Source organism: Actinomyces naeslundii (assembly GCF_001956585.1).
Taxonomy (GTDB): domain Bacteria; phylum Actinomycetota; class Actinomycetes; order Actinomycetales; family Actinomycetaceae; genus Actinomyces; species Actinomyces naeslundii.
In genome coordinates, this window is sequence record NZ_MSRR01000011.1 from 40,381 (window position 1) to 64,007 (window position 23,627).

Below are 23,627 nucleotides of genomic sequence, written 5' to 3' on the forward strand. Positions count from 1 at the left end.
ATAATTTGTCCTGTCATTTGCTCGCTGAACGCGTTAGCGTTGGCGCCATCTCTTGAACCGACAAAGGAGTCACTGTGTCACACAGCCCAACTGCCGCTGAACAAGGCGGTGCTGTCAAGCTGCCCCCACTTACGCCGGGCCCCTATCGCGCCCGTCTGACCGTCGTTGCCCTGATCGCTACGTTGGGCGGTTTGCTCTTCGGCTACGACACCAGCGTTATTAATGGTGCCCAGAGTTTTATGGTCCGGCCCGATCAGCTGGATCTCACTGATTTCGGCCTCGGCATCGCGGTCAGCTCACTGTTGTTCGCCAGCGCAGTCGGCGCCCTGACCGGTGGCCGGATTTCCGACAGGATCGGACGTAAGGCCACGATTACCGTTATGGCCTCCCTGTTCATCGTGGGTGTGTTCATCGTCGTCATCGCCACCAACCTGCTCATGCTGGCGGTCGGTCGTGTCATCCTGGGGCTTGCTGTCGGTGCGGCCTCCGTCGTCGTGCCGGTCTTCCTGGCCGAGCTCGCACCCTACGAGATTCGCGGCTCGCTGGCTGGCCGCAATGAGATGATGATCGTGACAGGTCAGCTCCTGGCCATCATCATGAACGCCATCATCGGCAATGTCTGGGGCCAGCAGTACCCCTGGGTGTGGCGTGTCATGTTCGCGTTGGCGGCTGTCCCTGCGCTCCTCCTGCTGCTGGGGGTCACCCGACTGCCGGAGTCGCCGCGCTGGCTGGCCGACAAGGGACGCGAGGAGGAGGCCCTCAAGATCCTCGACAGCCTCAGGCCTGAGGGGCGGGCCAAGCCCGAGCTGGCGGAGATCGAGGCTGCCAGCAAAGAGGAGGCAGACCGGGTCAACATGACGATCTCGGAGATCTTCTCCAACAAGAACCTGGTGCGCATCCTCCTCATCGGTTGCGGTATCGGCTTTTTCCAGCAGACCACGGGCATCAACTCCATCCTCTACTACGGTGAGAAGGTGCTGGAGGAGTCCGGGTTCAGCACGGGTGCGGCCCTGATTGCCAACATCGCTCCCGCCACTATCTCGGTGATCGCCGCGATCGTCGCCCTGCAGATGATGGACCGGTTCTCCCGCCGTAAGACCTTCATGTGGGGCTACGGCCTGGTCGCGATCACGCACGTGCTCATCGCCACCGCAGCCGGCCTGCTGCCGGAGAGTGATGCGAAGCCCTTCGTGCTGCTCGCACTTATCGTGTTCTTCGTCGGGTCGATGCAGCTGTGCCTCAATGTGGCCACCTGGGTGACGCTCTCGGAGATCTTCCCACTGAAGATGCGTGCCTTTGGCATGGGGCTGTCGGTCTTCGTGCTGTGGATGACCAACTCCTTCCTGGGCCTGTTCTTCGCCAGCGTCATTGCGAGCATCGGGCTGTCTATGTCCTTCGTCGTCTTCGCTGTTCTCAACGCAATCGCCTTCGTCTTCGTCCTCGCATTCGTGCCTGAGACCAAGGGCCGTACTCTGGAGCAGTTGGAGACTGACGTCATGAGTGGCGAGATCTTCAAGCACGGCAAGTAGATCGGAGCCGGCGTGTCGAGGCAGGCACGAGCAGCGTCCCAGCGGTCCCTGGGATTCCTGGAGGCGGCTGGGACGTGGACGTTCTGCAGATCCGAGGGGATCGGATTGAAGCCGATCGTCCGGTTCTGACACACTGTCTCAGTTCCCGTTCTACTGCATCAGTCCCGGTTGATGCCTGCACTGAATAGATCTCTACACATATCTGCCGCCCATGACGTACACGGTGACTGGTCCATGAACCCGCATCCGCCGCGCAGCGCGCCACCCACCCCGGCTCGCCTCCGCCTGTACGCATGGGCGGCAGGTCTGTTCCTCGGGGCCCTCGAGGGGGCACTCGCTCTCGCCGTCGCGGAGGCCCGCGGCGGCGGACTGGCCCTGGTGTGCGTCGTCGGCGTCTCCATGGTCCTGGGGACCCTCGGGGCCCGGCCGCTCACCCGGCGCCTGGGTCGTAGGCGAACCGGGATGATTGTGGCTCTCATGGCCGCTGTTGGCGCGGGGCTCCTGGCAGGGCTCGACGGCGTACTCGCCCTCATTGGAGCTGGGCTCGTGGGCCTGGCTGCAGGTGGGGTACTCGTCGTGGCGCCCATAGTCTGTCATGAGCTGTCCTTGCGCGGGCACAAGCGCCTCATGCCGCAGGCCATGGCACTCGGTCCGGCCGGCGCTGCCCTTGTGGTCCTGGCGGCCTGGTGGAGCCCGGCTCGGATCCCCTCGGCCTGGGCAGTCCTTGCCGGTGTCGCGCTCATCCACCTTGTCTGTGTCCTGTGCCTGCCAGAGAGCCCGGTCTGGCTCGTTCGCCAGCATCGCGACGTCGAGGCCTTCGAGGCGCTGCGTCGCCTGCACGGGACCTTGGAGGCCTCCGTGGCCATCGACTGGACCCGCCTGGACGCCGAGATGCTGGCCGAGCAGCAGGCCCTGACTCCTGCTGACCTGCGGGTGCCCCAGGTGCGCGCCGCCGTCCTGACCGGTGCCGTCCTCATCCTGGCTCAGGAGGCGCCGCTGGGAGCAGCGGCGCTGGTTCTCGCCCCGCTGATCGTCACCGATCTAGGTCTGGGCTCCGGTGCGATCGCTGTCGGTGCTGTGGCGTGGCTGGCTCTGGCTCTCCTCGCTCTGGCACTGGTGACCCGGGGTGAGCAGCTGCGCTTCCTGCGCGTGGTGCTGGGCGCCGTCGTGGCTGTCCTGGGGGCGACCTTCCTCGTCGCCGGCGTGACCCTGGGGGGAGGTGCGGGTGCCTGGACGATCACCATCTCACTGACGTTTCTCGTGGCCAGCCAGTCGGTACTGGTCCTGCCCGCCTGCCAGGGGGCGATCGACCCGCGGATCCCGCCGTGGCTGGTCGAGGCTCAGCGGCGGGCCTCGGCGACAGGATGGGCGCTGGCGCGTGCCGGTGTCCTCATCGCGGCACTGCTCGTCGTGATCCATCTCGGGACGTCCGTCCTGTACTGGGGAGCCTTTGTGCTGTCATTCGCCAGCGTCGTCGTCGTGCTCCTGCGCCTGCCACGGGAGCTCAAGGTCTGAGGGCGGGACGGGTCCGAAGGTGGCTTGCGACCGGATTTCGCGAATCCGACTTCAGACCTATGATTTGTCAGGACAAATGTCGTAGGGTGGGGGAGTGGCCGGAGGAGGCCGCCCGACGGCCCGACGTCGTCGACATCCGACAGAGAGGCAACTGAGCATGACGAGCAACGAGGCAGTCCAGACCTCAGAGACAACCGAGTCCATCCCCGAGACCATTCCTGAAACCATGAAGGCCGCGGTCCTGCGGGACCACGAGGTCGGACTGGAGATCGAGACCCTGCGCACCCCCCGGCCCAAGAGCGGTGAGGTTCTCATCAAGGTGGCTGCCTGCGGGCTGTGTCACTCCGACCTCCACGTCATCGGTGGCGCCATCGCCTTCCCGCTGCCGGCGGTGCTCGGTCACGAGGTCTCCGGCACCATTGTGGAGCTCGGCCCCGGCAACGAGCACACCGGCCTGGAGATCGGGCAGAAGGTGGCCGGGGGCTTCCTCATGCCCTGCGGTCAGTGCGACGCCTGCGCCTCAGGGCGCGATGAGCTGTGCGGCCCCTTCTTCGACCTCAACCGCCTCAAGGGCGTCCTTTACGACGGCACCACCCGCCTGGCCACCCCCGACGGTGAGCCGGTGGCCATGTACTCCATGGGCGGCCTGGCCGAGTACGCCGTCGTCCCCTCCACCGCCGTGGCCCCCGTGCCCGACTCCATCGACATGGTGCCGGCAGCCATCCTGGGCTGCGCCGCCATGACCGGCTACGGGGCCGTGCGTCGTGGCGCCGACCTGCGCTACGGGGAGACCGTCGCCGTGGTCGCCACCGGCGGTGTGGGCACCAACATCGTCCAGATCGCCCGGGCCTTCGGCGCTAGCCAGGTCATCGCCATCGACGTCGACGACGACAAGCTCGCCCCCATGCTCGACTACGGGGCCACCGCTGTGGTCAACTCCGTCACCCAGAACGCCCGCGAGGAGGTCTTCCGTCTCACCGGCGGCAAGGGCGTGGACGTCTCCTTCGAGGCGCTGGGCATCCCCGCCACCTGGACCACCGCCCTGGACGTCCTGGCTGATGGCGGCCGCATGGTTCCGATCGGTCTGGGTGCCGGTGTGCAGACCGCCGGAGTGGAGATCAACCGCACTGTGCGCCGCTCGCAGTCGATCCTCGGCTCCTACGGTGCGCGCACCCGCCAGGACCTGCCGGCCGTCGTCGACCTGGCCGACAAGGGCGTCATCAACTACCGCGACGTCGTCTCGCGGCGCCTGCCGCTTGAGGAGGCCGGTGCCGGCTACACCGCGCTGCGCAACCGCGAGATCCAGGGGCGCGCCGTCGTCGACATGGCGCTGTAGTCCCTCATCGCCGGAGCTCTCCCGCCCTGCCTCATGATTGCGCCTCCTGCTCGGGCCCTGCTGCTCTGAGTGGGAGGCGCGATGCGTGATCCGAAATCGAGGCGGAGGACGCGTCGTGTCCAAATCGGTGACAAAGGAACCTGTGGCTCGATCAGGCTGCTGATGGAACCGCGGAATCACGCGGTTTCTTATCGGTGGTGTGAGCCTGGGTTCCGCCTTTGTATCCGATTTGGACATCTCGGGCGTTCTCGCCTTGTTCGGATAGGGGCGATTTCCGTTTCGCGAAGAAGGACCTGAAGTCAGAGGAAGAGGGGCGCCGCCTGTGCGGTGCCCCTCGGGTTGCCATGGCTGCGCGGGCTTCCTTGGCCGCGCAGCCTCGTTGTTCTGTGCCCTGCCGGGCTGGATCCTGGGCCTGTGTTGCTTGTGATGCGTGGTCCGGACCCGGTGGTGAGCTCAGACGAGCTCGCTCGTTGGAGACTTCTACGCTCAGCGGGCCTCGAGGAGGTTGATGCCGGTGTAGATGCCCACGCCCATGGTGATCGCGGCCAGGACGGAGGCGGCGAACATGATGGTCGGGATGCCCGTGACGGCGCCGACGACGGCCAGGATCATGACCGCGACCATGACGGCGATCATGGCGACGGCGAAGGTGAGGCGGTTGGCCTCGGCCTGGGTGTTGGTGGTGGTCGCCTGGGTGGTGGTGGCCGTGGCGGTGGTCTCGGCGGTCTGGGTGGGGCGCTCGGTGGTGGTGGCGGTCATGTGAGTGTTCCTCTCGATGTGTGTCGAGCAGGTTCGCCTGACCAGCAGTCGTGCGTCCCTGCACGACGGCGTGCAGCCCGTGGGCTGGACGGAGGTTTCTCCGTCGAGTAGAACTCTATGAAGGCTCCACCTAATTGTCTAGACAAAGGATCGTGACCTGTGTTGCGTCGGCGCCTTGTGGATCACAGGGGATCGCTGGGAAGGCTGCGGTTGGGTCGTCGAGATGCGTGGGCGGATCTGGCGTCATGGAGGGCATTGCTGGCCCCAGTGGGGGTTCGGAGAAGCCGTGCGTCATGGTGGTTTTGATCTGGGGACGTGACCTGTGATGCAGAAGTGCGACGTGCCCCACTGGTCTAGTCCTGTTGTGAGTAGCGTCGACTGCATGACATTGCCGGGCGTGGTCGCATGACTGTCCGGTCGTCTGCGTGGGTGCCTCAGCCGGGTGCAACGGCAGGGCAGAAGGCGACTCGCTGCCGCCCCGGCTATCCTGTTCGGGTGACGACCAGCCAGACCTCTCCCAGTGCCGTCGGCCCTGTCCTCGTGGTGGACTTCGGTGCCCAGTACGCCCAGCTCATCGCCCGCCGCGTGCGCGAGGCCGGTGTCTACTCCGAGATCGTGCCGCACTCCATGGACGCCTCGACCGTGCTGGACAGGCAGCCTGCGGCCATCATCCTCTCCGGCGGCCCCTCGTCGGTCTACGCCGACGGTGCCCCGTCCGTCGATCCGGCTCTATTCGACGCCGGAGTACCGGTCCTGGGTATCTGCTACGGCTTCCAGGCCATGGCCCAGGCTCTTGGTGGAACGGTCGGACGCACCGGCACCCGTGAGTACGGGCATACCCATGCCCGTGTGGAGGAGGGCTCCTGCCTGTTCGACGGAGCCCCGGATGACCAGGTGGTGTGGATGAGCCACGGCGACGCGGTCCAGGCCGCCCCCGAGGGCTTCACCGTCACCGCCTCCACCTCTCAGACGCCGGTGGCCGCCTTCGAGAACCCGAAGCGGCGCCTCTACGGGCTGCAGTGGCACCCCGAGGTCCTCCACTCCGAGCACGGGCAGGCCGCCCTGGTCAACTTCCTGCACAAGGAGGCGGGGCTGCCGGCCACCTGGACGCCGGACAACATCATCGACGAGCAGGTCGCCCGCATCCGAGAGCAGGTGGGCGACGCCCACGTCATCTGCGGCCTGAGCGGGGGAGTGGACTCATCCGTGGCCGCCGCCCTCGTTCACCGTGCCATCGGCGACCAGCTCACCTGCATCTTCGTCGACCACGGCCTGCTGCGCGCGGGCGAGCGCGAGCAGGTGGAGCACGACTACGCCGAGGGTATGGGCATCCGCGTCATCACGGTCGATGAGACCGAGCGCTTCCTGAGCGCCCTGGCCGGCGTCACCGAGCCGGAGGCCAAGCGCAAGATCATCGGCCGGGAGTTCATCCGCTCCTTCGAGGCCGCTCAGCGGCGCGTCGTCGAGGCTGTCGGTGCCGAGGGCGGCGAGATCCGATTCCTGGTCCAGGGGACTCTGTATCCCGACGTCGTCGAGTCCGGTGGGGGAGAGGGGGCCGCCAACATCAAGAGCCACCACAACGTGGGTGGCCTGCCCGAGGACCTCGACTTCGAGCTCATCGAGCCGCTGCGCGAGCTGTTCAAGGACGAGGTGCGCGCCATCGGCCGCGAGCTGGGAGTGCCGGAGAAGATCGTCGCCCGCCAGCCCTTCCCCGGGCCAGGGCTGGGCATCCGCGTCATCGGTGAGGTGACGGCCGAGAACCTGCGTGTTCTGCGGGCCGCTGATGCCATCGCCCGCGAGGAGCTCACGGCCGCCGGGCTCGACGGCGAGATCTGGCAGTGCCCGGTGGTGCTGCTGGCAGACGTGCGCTCCGTGGGTGTTCAGGGCGACGGGCGCACCTACGGTCACCCCATTGTTCTGCGGCCGGTCAGCAGTGAGGACGCCATGACGGCCGACTGGACCCGTCTGCCCTACGACGTTCTGGCGCGTATCTCCAACCGGATCACCAACTCCGTGCCGGAGGTCAACCGGGTGGTGCTCGACTGCACGAGCAAGCCCCCGGGCACCATCGAGTGGGAGTGACGGGCAAGTCAGAGCAGCTGCCTGCCGTTGCGAGGCCCTACCGGCGCTGAAGCGCTGGTGTGGCCTCGCCTTGTCCGCCGCTGAGCGGTCTGGGGCGTTTATCGGTCCTGGCTGGGGAGGTGACTGGCGGTTCGGCAGGGCGACTCAGTGGATCTGCACATCGAGGACTGCGATTCTCGCCGGGAACGTACTTTTCCCGCAGATGACTGAGACCCGCCCCCAGTGGTCTGCGGGAGAGCTCAGTCCTCGTCGAGAAAGTACGTTCCCGATCGGACCAGACCTGGGTTTGGACGGGTAACTGCGTGAACTGCAGGATGATAGGGCGCTCGTATCCGAACTCAGCGGAGACGTAGAGAGCGTGAAGAGCGCGAGCAGGAGGCGCGCCGTAGACAGGAGGAGCTTGATCGTCAGGCTGGAGCTCTGGTGGCTAGTGGTGTGTTCGGGGACGCGTATATTGAGATTTTTGAGAATGGATGCGTCCGTATTGGTGAGGCGTTGATTGCGAAAGTCACGAGACGCCAGGAGAGGATAATGTCGATATCGGGTTCGCGTGCTCCGGTAAAGTATTCTCAGATCCTGGATTCGCGAATTTCGCCGCAATCGCACGAAAAACTGTTGTCGATCAGTTTTTCGCGCGGCTGTGGTTCTGTGTCGCCGAGTGTTCTCGTTCTGCCGTCCGGTGAGGCCGAGCTGTCTAAAGAGCTGAGTTCTCCTGGCGTATCTTCTGAAGACGTTGCGAAACGTCTACGTGATCTGGATGAACTGCGCAAGGAAGGCATCCTGGACGACGAAGAGTTTCTTGTCGCGAAGCGCAAGTTGCTGGGGAGGCTGTAGATTCGTCTCCACGCCATGTTTTCGGTAATCACGGAAATATTGAGAATTATGCGGTAAGTATGTGTCCGTATTGAAACGCTAAATTCTTGTACTTCGTACTTCCGGGCATTCAATGTTGATGTGGTTCTGACTACGATGAGCGGTGCAGCGGGTGTCGCTGCAATCGTTTGTCTCATTTCGGCATACTGTCGAATATCAGGAGCCACAATGTCGTATCCTCCTCAGTCCAACCCGCCTCAGCCGTATCCGCCTCAAGGTCAGGTGCCTGCACCGATGCAGCAAGCGCCGGCACCGTTGAAGAAGGGGCGCAACACCGTGGGCATCGTCGCCCTGGCGATGGCGGTCATCGGGTTCATTTTCGCCTGTGTCCCCGGCGCGCTCATCGTCGGTTGGATCCTGCTGCCGATCTCCTTCATTATTGGCTTGGTCGGCCTCTTCCGGAAGGGGGAGGCGCTGTGGCCGGCAGTCACCGCAGTGATCGTCTCGGTGGTCGGAACCATCGTTGGTGTCATGGTGTTCCTGACGGTCCTGTCGAATGTCGTCGATGATGCTGTCAACTCCGCCGGTGCGGTCACTGCGTCAGTGGCCCCTGGTGGAAAGTCATCGGATGCAGGTGGCTCGGGATCCGCTGATTCCTCGCAGGGGAAGACTCGCGAGAACCCTTATCCGCTCGGCACCGAGATCTCCAGCAAGGACTGGAAGGTGGTGATCAATTCAGTCACCTTCGACGCCAATGCTGCGGTGGCTGCGGCCAACCAGCTCAACGATCCTCCTGCGGACGGGAAAGAGTACGTTCTCATCAACTACACGGCCACCTACATCGGCAACGACCCGGCTGGGGACACCCCTGCGTTTGTGACGGTCGACTTCGTGACGGCGGATGGTGTCACCATTGATGGAGCCGACTCCATCGCCGTCGCCCCGGACGCCATCGATACTCTGACGACGCTGTACAACGGGGCCAACGTCTCAGGCAACGTTGTGCGAGCGGTGCCGTCAGCCAATGCCCAGAACGGGGTTCTTGCGGTGAGCCCTGGCCTTGTTGCCGACAAGGTCTTCGTCGCCGTGAAGTAGCGTTTGCGCCTCAGCCCTCGATGCCGGGGTCGGTCGCCGGGGTGGCGGCCGGCCCCGTCCTCATATACGACGGGTCTTGTCCCCGTTCAAGAAATGGACTGTGATGGCGTCGACATTGACGGGCTCCCGTGATGGTCTGCATACGATCGCGTCGAACGCGCCGCTGGCACTGGGCCTCGGCTGCATCCCCTGAAGGATGTCCCATGACAAGTGCTGGTCGAAGCGCCACCGCGCTGCCACTCGTCGTCCGCACCGCGCGAAGCGAGCGCGCTGCTGCGCCCTCCCCGTCCTTTGCTCCCTCACACGCCATGAACCGGCAGGTCATGGCGTGTTGTTGTCGCTGTATGCCGTAAGGTGTTTGTACTCCTGGTGGCCCCCGTAATGAACGCGGCCCGACGCTTGCACGTCGGATGCGCTCTGGACTGGCTAGCAGTCCACCTGTGCGGACGTCCTCACCCCTCCCCAGGGCCATGAGCGCAGCGACGTCGTAGCGCGTGGCCGCCGAACCGGGACCGAAGGAACCCCTGTGTCTGCCGCCTCCTCCACTGTCTCCACCAGCGCGCCCACCACCCGCGACTCCGACGAGGCCCGTGCCGTGCGCGCCGCCAGGCGCAGCGCCTTCGGTGAGTCCGGTGACGGTAAACCGGTCGACGGCAACCCCACCGAGCGCTGGAACGCCCCCGCCAATCGTGAGCACCTGGGAGGATCGCCCCTCTTCTCCGGCCCCGGCGGTGCTGGCAGCTGGCAGCAGCTGCGCGGCTGGACCGAGGCCCGCCGCGCCGGCAACCTGACCGGGCTGTGAGGATATCGGGGCCGGTCGTCCCGGAAGAAGGTGGGGAAGGATCTGCGACAGTATCTGCAGACAGACGCTGGACCAGCCCCTGCCGGAACCACCTGAGCGACCGGCCCGACTGCGCTCGCCAGCCTGATGCCGACTGCGGACCGAGGATCAACCATGACCGATCACCCCACTGAGCCCACCACCACCGACTTTGAGGCGGAGGGCGCCTACTGGATCACTCCGCCCACCGACGGCGGTGAGCGCCTCGACGGGCGCTCGGCCGCCCTGGTGAGTGCCGACCGCGTTCTCACCGGTCGGCGCGGCCAGGTGGAGGGCAGCCTTGAGACCATTGGAATCCGGACCAGTAGCCCGAGCGAGACCGAGGTCGCCCAGGCGCGTACGGCCGGCCAGGGTGGTGCCGTCCTCCTGCGGGGGCGGGACATCCTGGCCGTCGGAACGACCGCCGAGCTCGAGGGACGCCTGGCCGAGCTCCTTCCTGACGTCGACCCCAACGACGTCGTACGCGTGGACCTGCCCGGCACCACCCTCATGCCCGGGCTCATCGAGACCCACGACCACCTGCCCACCTCCGGCACCGACGTCGAGTACCCCGACTACGGGCCCCATGAGGTTGCCCGCCTCACCCTCAACGCCGCTCGCGCCGCCCGCGAGCTGCTCAGCGAGGGCGTCACCAGCGTCCAGTCCCTCGGGGCGCGCCACTACGTCGACGTCGCCCTGCGCGACGCCGTCGACGCCGGAGACCTGCGCGGGCCTCGGATCATCGCCTCCGGGCCGCAGATCACCACGACCGGTGGACACGCCCACCACGCCGGAGGCGCCGCGGACTCCCTGGACGAGATCCGCCGCCAGGTCCGCCACCACCACCTCATGCGTGCTGACACGATCAAGGCCATGGCCACCGGCGGCTTCATGACCGATGGTTCCGCCCCCTGGTTCGCCCAGTTCACCACTGAGGAGCTGCGGGTCCTCTTCGACGAGGCCCACCGTCTGGGCAGGTGGACGGCCGCCCACGCCCACGGCACCCAGGGCATCGAGCGGGCCGTGCGCGCCGGGGTCGACTACATCGCCCACGCCTCCTTCGTCTCGGCGGCCGGGCGCAGCGAGTTCGATCCCCACCTGGCCGACGAGATGGCGCGCGCCGGCGTGTACGTCGACTGCACGATTGTGGCTGACCTGCCCGGCATCATCGCGGCCGACCCGTCCTTCGCCCCACCCGCTCGCCAGCTGTGGGAGCACGGGGTGAGAATCGTCGCCGGCCACGACGCCGGCATCCCCGCCTCCCCTCAGCGCGCCTACGTCGGTGGCCTCCAGGCCCTGGAGTCCGTGGGCCTGCCGCGTACCGAGGTCCTGCTGGCCGCCACCTCCAGGGCTGCCGCCGCGATCGGACGCGCCGGCGTCACGGGGGTGCTCGCCCCCGGCTTCGAGGCGGACCTCATCGCGGTCGCCGGGGACCCGAGCCAGGACCTGGCCGCCCTGCACGACCTGCGCCTCGTGGTGGCTCGCGGCCGCGAGTTCCGCCCCGATCGGGTCGAGGGCCTGGCCGCCTCCCAGACTCCTACCGAGGCAGTCGGTCCTTCGGCGACCCTGGCCGAGTGGCGAGAGCGTAGCGCCCGGGCCGCCCGCCACCCGGGGGTCTGAGCGTGCAGGATCAGGCACCGGGGGACAGTCGGGGGGACGGTTGGAAAGGCTCCTGGGGACCGGCTCGCGTCCGGCTGACCGACCTGGCCGATGACTACGCCCGACTCCTGGCCTCACAGGACCCGGCGGCGGCCGAGGCCACCGGTCTGCCGAGCCGAGCGCTCCTGCCCGACGTCGGCCCCGAGGCCCTGGCGGAGAGAAGCATGGTCGAGCGCAGGCTGCATCAGCTCGTCCGCGCCGTCGAAACGCCCCGGCTCCTGACCGGTGGCCACGGGGCGAGAAGCGACGGCCCAGTGGACGACGCTCGAGACAGCAGGCCCGGCAACGGCGATCCTTGGGGAACGGCACCCTCGGCAGTACGCGTCCTGCGCGCCCACCTGCTCGAGCGCCTGGAGACCTCCATCGACCTCATCGACTCGGCGGACCAGGGCGCCGAGCTCAACATCCTCACCTCACCCTTCCAGGGCGTGCGCCGACGGCTCACCACCCTGCCCACTGACCTGCCTGGTTCCACCTCCTCCGTTCAGGACTGGGCGGACCTGGGTGACCGGTACCGTGCCGCACCCCGGGCCCTGGCGGGCATCCGCGACTCCCTGGCGGTCAGTGCGGCCCAAGGTGTTCTGCCTCCTCGCGGACAGGTCGAGGCCGTCGCCCGGCAGACCGACGACCTGGCGCGTGTCCTGGCCTCCCGATCCCGCGGCGAGACGGGCGACGGCGGCAACGGTCTGCCGGAGGGCGTCCTCGGGCGGGACCTCCAGGCTGCCGCTGCCGACGCCGCCCAGGCGGTGGTCGGCCTCGGCCGCTACCTGCGCGGCGAGCTCGCTCCACTCGCCCCGGCCCGCGAGGGCGTCGGGCCGAGCCGCCACGCCCGCTGGGTGCGCCGTATGCTCGGGACCTCCATCGATACCGCCGAGGTCTACCAGTGGGCGCGCCAGGAGCTGGTCGACGTCGTCGCCGCCCAGGACGTTTTGGCCGCTGAGGTCCTCGGGACGGGAGCGCGGGCCGGCGACCTTGACGCGCACCTGCGCGCCGACCCCTCCACCGGAATGAGTCCCGAGGACTTCCCCCGCTGGGCGCAGGGCATGGCCGACGAGGCCTGGGACGCCGTCGTCGGCCACCTGCTCGACGTCCCGGACGGCCTGGGCCGACCAACGGTGCTGCTCGACGCCCCGGGTGGCGGCGTCCACTACGAGGAGCCCGAGCTCAGCCGGAGTCTGCCCGGGAGGGTACTGCGCTCCTTCGCCATCGGCGACGAGACGGTCTGGCCCTGGGCGGAGCGCACCACGGTGCTGCACGAGTCGGTCCCCGGCCACCACGCCCACTCCGGCGCGCAGAGCCTTGATCCCTCACTGACTCTCTGGCAGGGGCACCTGGGGAAGGTCCCTGGCTGTAACGAGGGCTGGGCCCTGTACGCCGAGAGGCTCGCGATCGAGACCGGGTTGCTGAGTAAGCCCGCCGACCGCTTCGGGTGGCTGGCGGCGCGGCGCTGGCGGATCGTGAGGGTCCTGGTGGACCTCGGTGTGCACTCCTGGCTACCGGTGCCCGCCGAGATCGCTGCCCTGCCCGGTGCCGGCGGCGGCACGCAGTGGGACCGTCCCACGGTGGAGGCGGCGCTGCGCGCCCACACGGTCCTGGGAGAGGGCTTCCTCCAGTTCGAGGTGGACAAGCAGCTGGGCTGGCCCGCCCAGGGGCTGGCATACGTGCTGGGCGAGCGGGTCTGGTTGGCGGGCCGCGAGCGGGCGCAGGACCGGGCCCAAGCGATGGGGGAGAGGCTCGACCTGCGGGCCTTCCACAACCGCGGCATCGGCTTGGGGAGCGTGGGCCTGGACCTCCTGACCCGCGAGCTGGGCTGAACATCGCTGTGGACCGGCTGGAGGAACCCACCGGTCCACAGCGATGTCACCCGTTGTCCTACAGGGACGACCGCGCTCGGGTGCGGCCCACGGCCATGGCCACCGAGAGGATCGCGACGGCGAACAGGGCGCAGATCCCGCTGTCCACGAGCAGGGGGCGAATGATGCTGGCGGACATCGAGGTCGCATCGTAGGCCCCGGAGATCGCCTGGTCCGCCCAGTAGCCGGGCGTGAGCCTGGCGGCCCGGGCGACGGCGTCGGGTAGCCACTCGATCGGTACCCAGGCCCCGGCCAGGAAGGACATGGCCAAGCCTCCGATATTGGCGACGGCGTTGGCCGCGTTCTGGCCCAGGCCGAGCTGCCCCATGAGGAACCCTATTGAGATCGCCACGAGCATGTAGGCGCCCAGGGCCGCTGCGACCACACCCAGGAGCGGAGCTGATGTCGTCACGGTGCCGGCCTCGAAGACCGCCACCCCCAGCCCGAGGACCCACAGCCACCCGACGGTCCCGACGACGAGGCACGCGCCCAGCAGTCCGAGGTTGCGGGCCCCGCTGCTGACCGGGGCGGAGTCAAGACGGGAACGGATCGCCCGGCGGCCCAGCGCTGTCATGAGCGTGGAGATCGTGACGATCGCGAAGGTCATGAGCGGGTACAAGGAGAACCGGGCGTAGACGAGGAAGCTGTGCGACAGGGACGTGCTGTCCGGGGCGATCCGCTCGGCCGGGGCGGAGCGGTTCATCGTCTCCTTAGCCAGGGCGACGGCCCGAGCCGGATCGTCGGTGAGTGTTGACAGGTAGTCAGCGACCTGCCCCGCGTAGGAGTCGGTGCGCACGTTCATGAGTGCGCCGGAGGCGGACTCGTACCCGATGACCGTGTCCATTCGAGGTGGCTCAGCACCCTCATGAGCCGTCTGCTGGAGCTGTTTGCCGTATCCGGCGGGGATGATGAGGATGTAGCTGATGCGGTTCTGCGCGGTGGCGTCCTGGATGGCCTGCCTGGAGTCCTCGAGCGGCTGAACCTTGCCGACGGACTCGACGTAGTCCTTGACCCCGTGGGAGATCGTGGAGTCGTCGCGGTCGATGACGGCCACGTTCGCCGTGGCGGTCGTGACCTGGCTGGAGTAGTCCTCGGACCTGGCCATGCCTGTGAACAGGCCGAACGTGGATAGCAGCACCAGGTAGATGAGGATGTACAGCCGGTGAGCGGCCATAATTCTCACACACGTCTTAAAGGTGCTCATGGGTCATCCTCCTGGCGCGGATCAGGGCGATAGTCAGGAACAGGCATGTCATGCCCAGCAGGACTGCGCAGCTGCGGGTGAAGGGCTCCAGGGAGTCGTAGTAGAGGAGCCCGTAGAAGCAGCGGGCGGTCTGCCACAGGGGATTGGCCTGCGCCAGCAGCGGGGCATGGCTCTCGACGGAAATGGCCAGGGACTGGGCCGCGGGACCGTACAGGCCGGTGAACAACGACAGCAGGGAGGTAATCCCGGAGATCATCCCGACCCCCAGACGTCCGAGCGTCCCCAACGCGGCACCTGCTGCGCTCGACATGAGGCTGCAGACCCCGATCGCCACGAGGCACAGGAGCGTGTGGGGTCCGAAGTCCACGTCCACGACTGTGGCGATGAAGGTGAAGGCGATGAGCAGACAGGCGAGGACGCACACCCAGGAGGCCGCGAGCGTGGCCGTGAGTACCTTCCACCGTGGCAGACCCGCCATGGTCTGGCGCGCGCCCAGGGGTGAGATGGCCATGATGCCCTGCACGGCGACCATGGCGACGGTCGTCCCCATGCCGCAGGCGAAGGCCAGCAGCGCGAAGTAGTAGTGGGTCTCGGGCTTGACGGGAGATGGCGTCACTGAGAGCGAGCGGGTGAAGGATTGGTAGGTCTCAAGGGTGGCCAGTCGCTCGGGCGCCGTTCCCGCCTTGATCAAGGCCTCGTACTCGGCCCGTCTCTGGGTGTAGGAGTCCATGACCACCCGCAGCACCCGAGTCGTCTCGGCATCGTTGCCCTTCTGAGTCACGTGCAGCACGGGCTCGCCGCTCTCGACGGCGAGGTAGCCGTTGGTCTCTCCCCGTTTCGCGGCGGCCTCGGCCTCCGAGGCGGTGGAGTGGGTGACCTTGGTGATGAGGTGGGGGTCGGCGTCGTCGGCTGAGATCCGCTCGACGACGGCGTCCAGTCCCGGATCCGCCCGGTAGGCCCCGTCCTGGACGACGCCGAAGCTCATGGGGTTGGCCTCATAGGCCTCGTTCAGGTTGGAGAACTGTGCCATGAAGATGAGGGACAGGACGATCGGGAAGCCGAGTGTCCACACGAGCAGGATGCGGTCGCGCAGGAGCCTGAGCACCTGGTAGGAGAAGACGGTCAGCATCTCAGGCCGCCTCGTCGCGCAGAGCCCGCCCGGTGATCTCCAGGAAGACGTCGTTGAGGGTCGGGGGCTCGGAGGTCACCCGGCCGCAGGTCGCCCCCACCTCTTCCAGCGCCTTCATGACGTCGGAGAGGTTATGGGCCCCGGGGGAGCACTCGATGAGTACCTCGCCGTCCTGGTGGGTGGCCGTGCGCACATGCTCCAGCCGGCGAAGTCCTTCTAGGGCGTCCTCGCCCAGGGGAACCGGGTCGACGACCTCCAGGCGGATGCGCTCACCGATGCCGATCATGGCCTTGAGCTCGTCGGAGGTTCCGGAGGCCACCTGCCGACCGCGGTCCATGATGACGATCCGGTGGCACAGCTGCTCCACCTCTTCCATGTAGTGGCTCGTGTAGATGATGGTGGCGCCGTGCTCGTTGAGACGCCTGATGCCGTCGAGGATGGCGCCCCGGCTCTGCGGGTCGACGGCGACCGTGGGCTCATCCAGGATGATGAGGTCGGGGCCGTGGGCGATGCCGCAGGCAATGTTGAGACGACGCAACAGGCCGCCGGAGAGCTTCTTGGGCTTGAACTTCACGAACTTCTCCAGACCGACGAAGCCGATCGCCTCGGCCACCAGGCGGCGCCGCTCGGTGCGATCGCGAACGTAGAGGGCGCAGAAGGCGTTGACGTTCTCCGCCACCGTGAGCTCGTCGAAGACGGCGACGTCCTGAGGCACCACGCCGATGCGGCGCTTGAGCTCGTATGCGGTGGGCGTCATCGGCTCGCCGAAGACTCGGATCGAGCCCTTGTCGTAGGCGAGCAGCTGGAGGATGCAGTTGATCGTCGTCGTCTTGCCCGATCCGTTGGGGCCGAGCAGGCCCAGCACCTGGCCGCGCGGGATCTTGAGGGACAGGCCGTCGACCGCGACCAGCTCCCCGTAGCGCTTGATCAGGGAGCCGACCTCCACAGCCGGGCCGGTATCCCTGGTCCCGTCTTTGACTTCCATCTCGGTTCCTTTCTTCCCACCGGTGTTCCCCGGCTCATGACTCCCATGTTCCTGCGGGGGTGGTGGCGGTCAGAAGTGCCTGCCGTCATGACCTGGGCGGGCAGCCATGACTTCTGTCATGAGACTTGCGAACAAGACCTTCACAGCGGCATGCCGAGCCTGCAGGTGCGGGCCATCGATCGATAATCGAGGTGTGAAGGTCCTGATCGACAACGGCGTGCTGCTGGGCGGCTGCGTCCTACTGGCCCTGCTTGTGGGGCGGGCGGAGACGGCTGTCGTGATCTGGCTGATCGCGGCTGTGGCCGTCGCCGGCCTGGGTGTGACCGTCAAGCAGGGACGGTGGACCGTCGCCGTCCCGGCCGCCTACCTCCTGGTGGGATCCTTCTCGACGGCCTCCGTAGTCGGGGCCCCGCTGGCCGTCTACGGCCTGGCCCGCCTCGGTGCGCTCGGGACCCGCCACGCGCGGATGGTGGCGGCTATCGGCTGTATCCCTTTCGTGGTCCTCATGGCCAGACGGGTCCCGGGTGCGCCAGTCTTGGCCCTCGCTCTGGCGATCTGCGCGCTCGCGGCTCTCCTTGCGCTGCGCACCCTCCAGGAGGAGACGGTGCGGATGAGCCTGCACGCGGTGCGGGACGATCTGCGCGAGAAGGTCCTCACCCTGCAGGACACGAATGCCCGGCTGCTTCATGCCCAGGACCACGAGCTGCGCGCCGCCGCTCTGTCCGAGCGCACCAGGATCGCCCGCGAGATCCACGACGGCGTCGGCCACCTCCTCACCCGTCTCCTGCTGCAGGTCAAGGCCCTCCAGGTCGTCCACCGGGATGCGCCGGGCGTCGTCGACGACCTCACCACCCTGGACGACGGCCTCGACGAGGCTCTGGACTCCATGCGCCGCTCCGTCCACGCCCTGTCCGACGAGGGTGAGGAGCTGGCCACCTCTCTTAACCTGCTGGGCTTGCGCTGCGGCATCGCCACCGTGAGCGTGGACTGCTCGACCGATACCGAGCCGCCGGCGGCAGTGGCGCGCTGCGTCGTCGCCGTCGTGCGTGAGGCCCTGACCAACGCCGCCCGCCATGGTAAAGCCCGTTCGGCCCGAGTGGCCGTCACCGACTACCCTGCGTTCTGGCAGGTCACGGTCGACAATGACGGTGTCGTGCCCGACGAGGACGAGCCGGCCGTGGACGGCCGTGGGGGCTCGGGACTGGGCCTGCGCTCCATGACTGAGCGGGTCGAGGCCCTGGGCGGCCGGGTGCGCATCACCGCGCGACCGCGGTTCACTGTCTTCGCCACGATCCCCAAGGACGGACAAGGGAAAGAGGGAGCGTCATGAGGGTCCTCATCGTCGACGACGACGCGCTCGTCGCCCAGTCCCTGTCCACGATCCTGTCGGTCGAGGACGACGTCGACGTCGTTGGCCTGGGTGGCTCGGGTCCCGAGGCCATCGAGCGCTACCGGGAGCTGGCCCCGGACGTCCTTCTCATGGACATCCAGATGCCCGGCGGGGACGGGCTCAGTGCGGCCGAGAGGATCCTGACCGAGGATCCGGCGGCGCGTATCGTCTTCCTGACCACCTTCTCCGACGACGAGTACATCGTGCGGGCCCTCAAGATGGGCTCGCGCGGCTACCTCATCAAGCAGGACGTCGCTCAGGTCGCTCCGGCGCTGCGGTCCGTCATGGCTGGAGTATGCGTCCTGGAGGGGGAGGTGCTCGGGCGCAGCGCCACCATGGGAATCAGCGCTGGGCCGCAGACGAGCGGGGCGGATCAGGGCCGGGGGCGTCAGGACCCGCGGAGCACGACCTTCGCGGCCTTGACCGACCGCGAGTACGAGGTGGTTGAGGCCGTGGCCGAGGGGCTGGACAACGCCGAGGCCGCGACACGGCTGTTCATGAGTGAGGGCACGGTGCGCAACCACATCAGCGCGATCCTGGCCAAGCTCGGCCTGCGCAACCGCACCCAGGTCGCGGTCATGTACTACCGCTCCGCGCAGGCCGGGTGAGCCGAGTTCGGCCACAGACCTCGTCACCGGACGCGCGGACCTCGAGTGCGGCTCTCAGTGAGGCACCGAGTTTCTTTCGCGGTCATTCTTAATGAGTATTGCCGAAAGTTTGCCGTCCCGTCGTGCCCGGCGTAAAATATTTGTCACTTCTTCCCGGTCTTCCCGAGCTCGAGGCCTCAACGCTGCCTTCTTATCGCTCACCGATTGGAAGCACAGTCGCTCCAGTTCTCCCTGCCCGGTTACTTTGGTGCAAAACTCATCACGAATTGCTGTGAAGGAGGTGGTTTCCATGGTGATCCGCGCGCAGACCGTCAACACCTTCGAGCCGCCAACGACTGCTGAGGGCATGCGCTACGCGTCCAGCGGGGGCTCCTGTTCCTGCTCGTGCTCCTGCTCCTGTTCCTGCTGCTGTGCCTAGATGTCTCCGGCGCGCCCCGTGGGAGGGGCAACACGAGGCGCGCCGCCACACTCCCCTTTGAAAGGCCCTGCTTCATGCTCGTTATCAGTGATCTCTTGGTCCGCTACGGGAAGATCCTGGCGTTGGATCTTCCGGGAACGATCACCTACCCGGACCACGCGGTGGTCGCCGTGCTGGGCGGCAACGGAGCAGGAAAGACAACGTTCATCAACGCGGTCCTCGGTGAGGTCCCCCATGCCGGAAGCGTCACTGGTATGGATCCGAGCTGCACTGGTGTGCAGTTTCAAACGAATTCCTTTAACCCCCTCATGCGGGTCGGCGAGCTCTGCCGGCTTGTCGGAGTCGCCACGGGTGGCGACCTGGGGCAGACGCTGAGCATTCCTCCGCTCCTGAACCGGAGGATGAGCTCGCTTTCCGGTGGTGAGAAACAGAGAGTGACGTTGTTCCTCGTCCTGTCCCGCTCCGAGGAGAGCTACATCTTCGACGAGGTGACCACGGGGCTCGACTTCCAGACCCGTGAGCTCATGATGGAGATCGTCCGCGAGCGCACCCGAGGGACGACGGTTCTCATCACCACCCACTACTTCGAGGAGGTCGAGGACTGGGCCACCCACTGCCTCGTCCTGGATCGTGCCGAGCCTCTGTTCGCCGGTCCGGTCGAGGACTTCGTCACCGCTTCACCGCACCATTCGCTCATCAAGGTCCGGGCAGGCGGCGGACACCTGCCCGACCGGCTGCGGGACCGGGCGCGGCGATTCCCGTGGAAGTCGTCCGACCGCTTCCTCATCGCGCGCTCGAGTGAGGAGCAGCTGGCAATGGGTGAGGACCTCACCCGCAGCAGGCTGGTCTTTGAGGTTCAGCCCCGTGGGCTCTACAGCGCGTACACGATCGCGATGTCGGACCGCCTTAGTGATCGAGAGGAGTCAGTCCGTTGAAGACTCTGCTGTGCGACCTGGTCACCGATATCCGAATGCTCTTCCGCGTGCCCGTGTCGGCGTTCTTCACCGTCGTCTTCCCCTCGTTCATGCTGATCATCATGATGGCGAGTTATGGCAACCCGGACATCGGCACCGGGATACGGCTGAGCGACAAGTACGTCCTTATCGCCTCGGGGATGGGGCTCGTCCCCCTGTCTCTCATCACCTTCCCCTCGTGGATCTGCTCCAGCGTGGAGAGCTCCTACCTCCTGCGCCTGAAGTACCTCCACGTCTCGTTGGCTCGTGTCGCCACGAGCAACGCGCTCGCCCACATGGTCATCGCCCTGTGCGGAACGGCCGTGACCTTCGCCGTCGGCGTCCTCTTCTACGACACGAGGATCCCCGGCCTCCCCGCCCTGATCGCCTACTCGCTCCAGCTCATCGTCGTCACCGCCTCGCTCATGCTCTTCGGGGCGGCTCTTGCCTTCATCGTCCGACAGACGGCGGTGGTGATCGCCGTCGGCCTCGTCCTCATGTTCGTCGTTTACATGCTCTGCGGCGTCTTCGGCGACTTTTCCGCCATGCCAGCCAACCTCCAGGGCGCCGGGAACCTCATCCCCCTCAAGTACCTCATGAATGACGGATTCGACGTCTGGACCTCGACCAGGCTCATGATCCCGCAGCTCTGGGCGACCAGTGCCACGTGGGCCGGCACCTCCGCCGTCGTTGCCGTCATCGCCGCACGTCGTCGTCTCCGGCGGTAGAGAAGAACTTTGCAAACAAAGGAGTCCTGATATGAAGAATACGCGCCACGGACTGATGTCACAGCAGGTCAATCGCCTATCCTTCGCAATCATTGCCGGCATCGTCATGGGTATTGCACTCTGCGCCGTCGTGATCTCGTTCGGCTATCACCACGCCTACAGCGCGCTTCCCGCATCTTATGATGTCCGGCTCCTTGGCCTGCCCCTTTATCATCTCACCAGGGTCGGCGAGACCTATACAGGAGTCCCGGTGCCCCGGAACATGGTGTTCGTGGGCATCCTGTGCTCCCTCGTTCTTGCAGTCCTTGTGGAGGCCTGGTGGCGCCGTCAGGAGAACCGTCATGGGGACCGTTGAGGATCTCACCGAGCTGCGCGCTTACGTCAACCGCCATTCCGTCAGGTCCGCCGCGGCCCCGAACGCGGTCAATAGTACGAATGACGCCTGCGAGTGACACGAGTCGCTGCGTCCTGATTCCCCCTGCAGGTGGTGCTCCCCTACTCGAGCGAGCTCTTCGCCGACGAGCCGCGCATCCTGCCCTCCGCCGTCTCGACCGGAACGGCCTGCCACGAGACCTTCGAGCATGCGCTGGAGAACTGCCTCATCGTTCCCGCCTTCGTGCTGGGGCACGTCGTCGTTGATGGCCTTGCCGGGCTGCGCAAGATCTTCCTCGCCGTTGTCGCGTGCGGAGCATTCTTCCTGTCCGGTCTTCCCGGGGCAGTCCTTCTGCACGTGCTGTTCAATCTTCTGGTTTTCTTGCGCAAATTCGCGGATGCCGCCGATCTCTCAGCCCGTCGTCTCATGTGAGCCGCTCGGAGGGGAGAAGCAACGTGACGGTGTTGTGCCGCGATGGTCCCGTCGTCCTGGTGGGTGACGAGGGCGGACGAGCCTGATCCGTCCATGACGGTCGCGAGCCGCGCGGGAGGTGAGCGACCTTGGTGCAACAACCTGTTTCTCGACGTCGGAGCGGGGGCGTGGTTCTCTGATGTGCGTGGCCATGCGGAGTGCGGCCGAAGAGAAGGGGACCAGCATGAGTATCGGAGAGGTCATTAGCGCAGCCCGAGAGGCTCAGGGGATGACTCAGAGTGACCTGGCGGGCAAGGTCCTTGTCACCCGCCAAGCCGTCTCGAGGTGGGAGACCGGGGTGACGACCCCGGGTGTCGATATGTGCAAGCTCCTCGCCGGCGCGCTCGATGTTCCGGTCACACGGCTTCTGGAGATGCCCCCGGAGCCCTGCTGCCAGAGCTGCGGTCTCCCCCTGGGCAATGAAACGGACTACGGTACCGAGTCCGACGGCACGAAGTCGGAGGAGTACTGCACCTGGTGCTATCCGGACGGGACCTTCTCCGGAGAGGAATCGCTCGATGCCTTCATCGAGCACAACGCCCCTTATGTGGCCAAGGGCGTCGGCATCTCTCAGGACGAGGCCGTCTCCTATCTGGCTGTCGTCCTGCCGACTCTCAAGCGGTGGGCTCCCCGGTGACCAGGCGGACCAGATCCCGGCGCGCCCGGTGTCCCTCGGGGGTGGGAAACATCGGGTAGACGTGGTTGAGGTTCTCGCCGACGTGCAGCGTCGAGTCGACCCCGGCCTCCAGGAGCTTGGCGTGGAAGAGCGCATTGTCCGGCAGGAAGATCTCCCGGGTCCCCACGAAGGTCGTCACCTTCCTCAGACCCGACAGGTCGCCGTAGATGGGGGAAAGGTGCCAGTCGGTTGGCGGGGTGTCGCCCGCCCAGCACCGCCCGATCTCGGCGAGGGGCTCGGGCACCATGAGTGGGTCGGCCTCAACGTAGTCGGCGATCTCCGGGTTGGTGTTGGTGATGTCGACCCAGGGCGAGATGAGGACGAGCTCGTCAGGTTGGGCGTCGCCGGCCTCGGCCAGGGACAGGGCGATGACCGCTGCCAGGCCCCCGCCCGAGCTATCACCCATGAGGACGATCCGCTTACCCGGGTTCTCCGCGACCGTGCGCCGATAGAGGTCCAGCACCAGCCGGTGCGCCTCCTGCCAGGTGTGGTGGGGCGTCAGCGGGTAGAGCGGCATGACGACGTCGGCCCCCGTCCTGCGGGCGAGGTGGTCGACCAGCCAGGCGTGCGCTGAGACCGCCGTCGAGATGTATCCGCCGCCGTGGAGGTAGATGACGATTGTGCTCGACGGCGTATGCGGGCGGACGTAGTAGACGGGCATGCCCGAGTCTTCGCGCCGCTCCAGGTCGTAGAAGAAGCGCCCCCAGGCGGGGAAGGTGACGGCGCGGCGAGGCTCAGGGCGACTGGCCAGGCGGGCGATCCGGTTGGTGATCGACATGCGGGCGTACGCCATCTTGACCGGCCGGGTGCTGTACTCCGCCAGGCTCGCTGCGGCCGAGCGCCGGTAGCGTTTGTGGGAGTAGAGGCTGAAGGCCCCTACCGTCAGGCCGACGCCGGCCATGCCGACGGCGATTCTGCTCCCACTGACTGCCCCGAACATCCTCATGATTCCTCCGCTCCGCAGAGCACTGAACATTGTCCGAAGACACTCCGGATCCGGTGTCTGCTCCGTTATCGTAGGCATCACAGCACCGCGATGATGGGGTGAATCCAGTTCGTTCACTCAGTGCGGAGGCCTGCACGTGGCGCTGCCGTCGGCATGACAAGAGGAGATTGCGATATGGAAGCCTACGAGATCGACCACCTCGCCGCCGTCCGCGCCCTGGCCCCCGAGTGCATGGTGCTGCTTCGCTCCGACGGCGCCTTTCCCCGGTCAAGTCTTTTGGTGTGG

The 23,627-nt window shown here is 66.7% G+C and carries 22 protein-coding genes; 16 read left to right on the forward strand and 6 right to left on the reverse strand.

The window, feature by feature from the left end:
- Positions 1-74 precede the first annotated feature (74 nt).
- From BKH33_RS06835 to BKH33_RS06845, 3 genes are all read left to right on the forward strand, one after another.
- Positions 75-1,529, forward strand: a complete 1,455-nt coding sequence (locus tag BKH33_RS06835; protein WP_003779293.1) for a sugar porter family MFS transporter — start codon at positions 75-77, stop codon at positions 1,527-1,529.
- A 234-nt stretch (positions 1,530-1,763) separates the two neighbouring features.
- On the forward strand, positions 1,764-3,044 hold the full coding sequence (locus tag BKH33_RS06840; RefSeq protein ID WP_076142662.1) for an MFS transporter: 1,281 nt from the start codon (positions 1,764-1,766) through the stop codon (positions 3,042-3,044).
- A 157-nt stretch (positions 3,045-3,201) separates the two neighbouring features.
- Positions 3,202-4,380: a zinc-binding dehydrogenase gene (locus tag BKH33_RS06845; protein WP_050998494.1), complete on the forward strand. Its 1,179-nt coding sequence runs from the start codon at positions 3,202-3,204 to the stop codon at positions 4,378-4,380.
- 486 nt (positions 4,381-4,866) lie between these two features.
- On the opposite strand, the gene BKH33_RS06850 is transcribed toward BKH33_RS06845, so the two are convergent.
- The gene (locus BKH33_RS06850; RefSeq protein ID WP_003782246.1) at positions 4,867-5,139 is read right to left on the reverse strand and encodes a hypothetical protein; all 273 of its coding nucleotides are present in this window, start codon (positions 5,137-5,139) and stop codon (positions 4,867-4,869) included.
- Positions 5,140-5,634: 495 nt separating this feature from the next.
- Here BKH33_RS06850 and guaA point away from each other — a divergent pair, with 495 nt between their 5' ends.
- The 6 genes from guaA to BKH33_RS06880 all read left to right on the forward strand — a co-directional run bounded on the left by guaA (position 5,635) and on the right by BKH33_RS06880 (position 13,422).
- On the forward strand, positions 5,635-7,221 hold the full coding sequence (gene guaA / locus BKH33_RS06855; protein WP_003782244.1) for a glutamine-hydrolyzing GMP synthase: 1,587 nt from the start codon (positions 5,635-5,637) through the stop codon (positions 7,219-7,221).
- Positions 7,222-7,644: 423 nt separating this feature from the next.
- Entirely contained in the window at positions 7,645-8,055 is a 411-nt protein-coding gene (locus tag BKH33_RS13940) for an SHOCT domain-containing protein (RefSeq protein WP_181950040.1), read from the forward strand.
- 207 nt (positions 8,056-8,262) lie between these two features.
- Positions 8,263-9,129, forward strand: a complete 867-nt coding sequence (locus tag BKH33_RS06865; RefSeq protein ID WP_003782256.1) for a hypothetical protein — start codon at positions 8,263-8,265, stop codon at positions 9,127-9,129.
- Positions 9,130-9,655: 526 nt separating this feature from the next.
- Entirely contained in the window at positions 9,656-9,931 is a 276-nt protein-coding gene (locus BKH33_RS06870) for a hypothetical protein (protein WP_003782242.1), read from the forward strand.
- 153 nt (positions 9,932-10,084) lie between these two features.
- The gene (locus BKH33_RS06875) at positions 10,085-11,569 is read left to right on the forward strand and encodes an amidohydrolase family protein (RefSeq protein ID WP_003782245.1); all 1,485 of its coding nucleotides are present in this window, start codon (positions 10,085-10,087) and stop codon (positions 11,567-11,569) included.
- 2 nt (positions 11,570-11,571) lie between these two features.
- Complete coding sequence (locus BKH33_RS06880; protein WP_003782248.1) at positions 11,572-13,422, forward strand: DUF885 domain-containing protein; 1,851 nt, start codon at positions 11,572-11,574, stop codon at positions 13,420-13,422.
- A gap of 58 nt (positions 13,423-13,480) precedes the next feature.
- Here the strand turns inward: BKH33_RS06880 and BKH33_RS06885 are convergent, their stop codons facing one another.
- The 3 genes from BKH33_RS06885 to BKH33_RS06895 are packed head-to-tail and all read right to left on the reverse strand — an operon-like array spanning position 13,481 to position 16,779.
- Positions 13,481-14,635, reverse strand: a complete 1,155-nt coding sequence (locus BKH33_RS06885; RefSeq protein WP_003782255.1) for an ABC transporter permease — start codon at positions 14,633-14,635, stop codon at positions 13,481-13,483.
- A gap of 16 nt (positions 14,636-14,651) precedes the next feature.
- Positions 14,652-15,794 (reverse strand): ABC transporter permease, encoded by a 1,143-nt coding sequence (locus tag BKH33_RS06890; protein ID WP_003782258.1) that lies wholly within the window; start codon positions 15,792-15,794, stop codon positions 14,652-14,654.
- A 1-nt stretch (position 15,795) separates the two neighbouring features.
- On the reverse strand, positions 15,796-16,779 hold the full coding sequence (locus tag BKH33_RS06895) for an ABC transporter ATP-binding protein (protein WP_076142663.1): 984 nt from the start codon (positions 16,777-16,779) through the stop codon (positions 15,796-15,798).
- Between the two features lie 193 nt (positions 16,780-16,972).
- Here BKH33_RS06895 and BKH33_RS06900 point away from each other — a divergent pair, with 193 nt between their 5' ends.
- Together BKH33_RS06900 and BKH33_RS06905 are read left to right on the forward strand one after the other, a co-directional pair.
- Positions 16,973-18,109: a sensor histidine kinase gene (locus BKH33_RS06900; protein WP_076142664.1), complete on the forward strand. Its 1,137-nt coding sequence runs from the start codon at positions 16,973-16,975 to the stop codon at positions 18,107-18,109.
- The gene (locus BKH33_RS06905; RefSeq protein WP_003779658.1) at positions 18,106-18,777 is read left to right on the forward strand and encodes a response regulator transcription factor; all 672 of its coding nucleotides are present in this window, start codon (positions 18,106-18,108) and stop codon (positions 18,775-18,777) included. Before BKH33_RS06900 ends, BKH33_RS06905 begins: the two co-directional genes overlap by 4 nt.
- 54 nt (positions 18,778-18,831) lie before the next feature.
- Here BKH33_RS06905 and BKH33_RS13805 read toward each other — a convergent pair whose 3' ends face one another.
- Positions 18,832-19,125 carry a hypothetical protein gene (locus tag BKH33_RS13805; RefSeq protein ID WP_157784444.1) on the reverse strand — a complete coding sequence of 98 codons (294 nt, stop codon included), beginning with the start codon at positions 19,123-19,125 and terminating at the stop codon, positions 18,832-18,834.
- A gap of 144 nt (positions 19,126-19,269) precedes the next feature.
- Here BKH33_RS13805 and BKH33_RS06910 point away from each other — a divergent pair, with 144 nt between their 5' ends.
- From BKH33_RS06910 to BKH33_RS06930, 5 genes are all read left to right on the forward strand, one after another.
- The gene (locus BKH33_RS06910) at positions 19,270-20,130 is read left to right on the forward strand and encodes an ATP-binding cassette domain-containing protein (protein WP_003779665.1); all 861 of its coding nucleotides are present in this window, start codon (positions 19,270-19,272) and stop codon (positions 20,128-20,130) included.
- On the forward strand, positions 20,127-20,876 hold the full coding sequence (locus BKH33_RS06915) for an ABC transporter permease (RefSeq protein WP_003779676.1): 750 nt from the start codon (positions 20,127-20,129) through the stop codon (positions 20,874-20,876). Before BKH33_RS06910 ends, BKH33_RS06915 begins: the two co-directional genes overlap by 4 nt.
- A 31-nt stretch (positions 20,877-20,907) precedes the next feature.
- The gene (locus BKH33_RS06920; RefSeq protein WP_003779660.1) at positions 20,908-21,231 is read left to right on the forward strand and encodes an LlsX family protein; all 324 of its coding nucleotides are present in this window, start codon (positions 20,908-20,910) and stop codon (positions 21,229-21,231) included.
- A 132-nt stretch (positions 21,232-21,363) separates the two neighbouring features.
- Entirely contained in the window at positions 21,364-21,681 is a 318-nt protein-coding gene (locus BKH33_RS06925) for a hypothetical protein (RefSeq protein WP_143229059.1), read from the forward strand.
- A gap of 223 nt (positions 21,682-21,904) precedes the next feature.
- Positions 21,905-22,357 carry a zinc ribbon domain-containing protein gene (locus BKH33_RS06930; RefSeq protein ID WP_043538532.1) on the forward strand — a complete coding sequence of 151 codons (453 nt, stop codon included), beginning with the start codon at positions 21,905-21,907 and terminating at the stop codon, positions 22,355-22,357.
- Here BKH33_RS06930 and BKH33_RS06935 read toward each other — a convergent pair.
- Complete coding sequence (locus BKH33_RS06935; RefSeq protein ID WP_043538531.1) at positions 22,335-23,342, reverse strand: alpha/beta hydrolase fold domain-containing protein; 1,008 nt, start codon at positions 23,340-23,342, stop codon at positions 22,335-22,337. The two genes, BKH33_RS06930 and BKH33_RS06935, sit on opposite strands and share 23 nt — an antisense overlap.
- Positions 23,343-23,627: the final 285 nt, after the last annotated feature.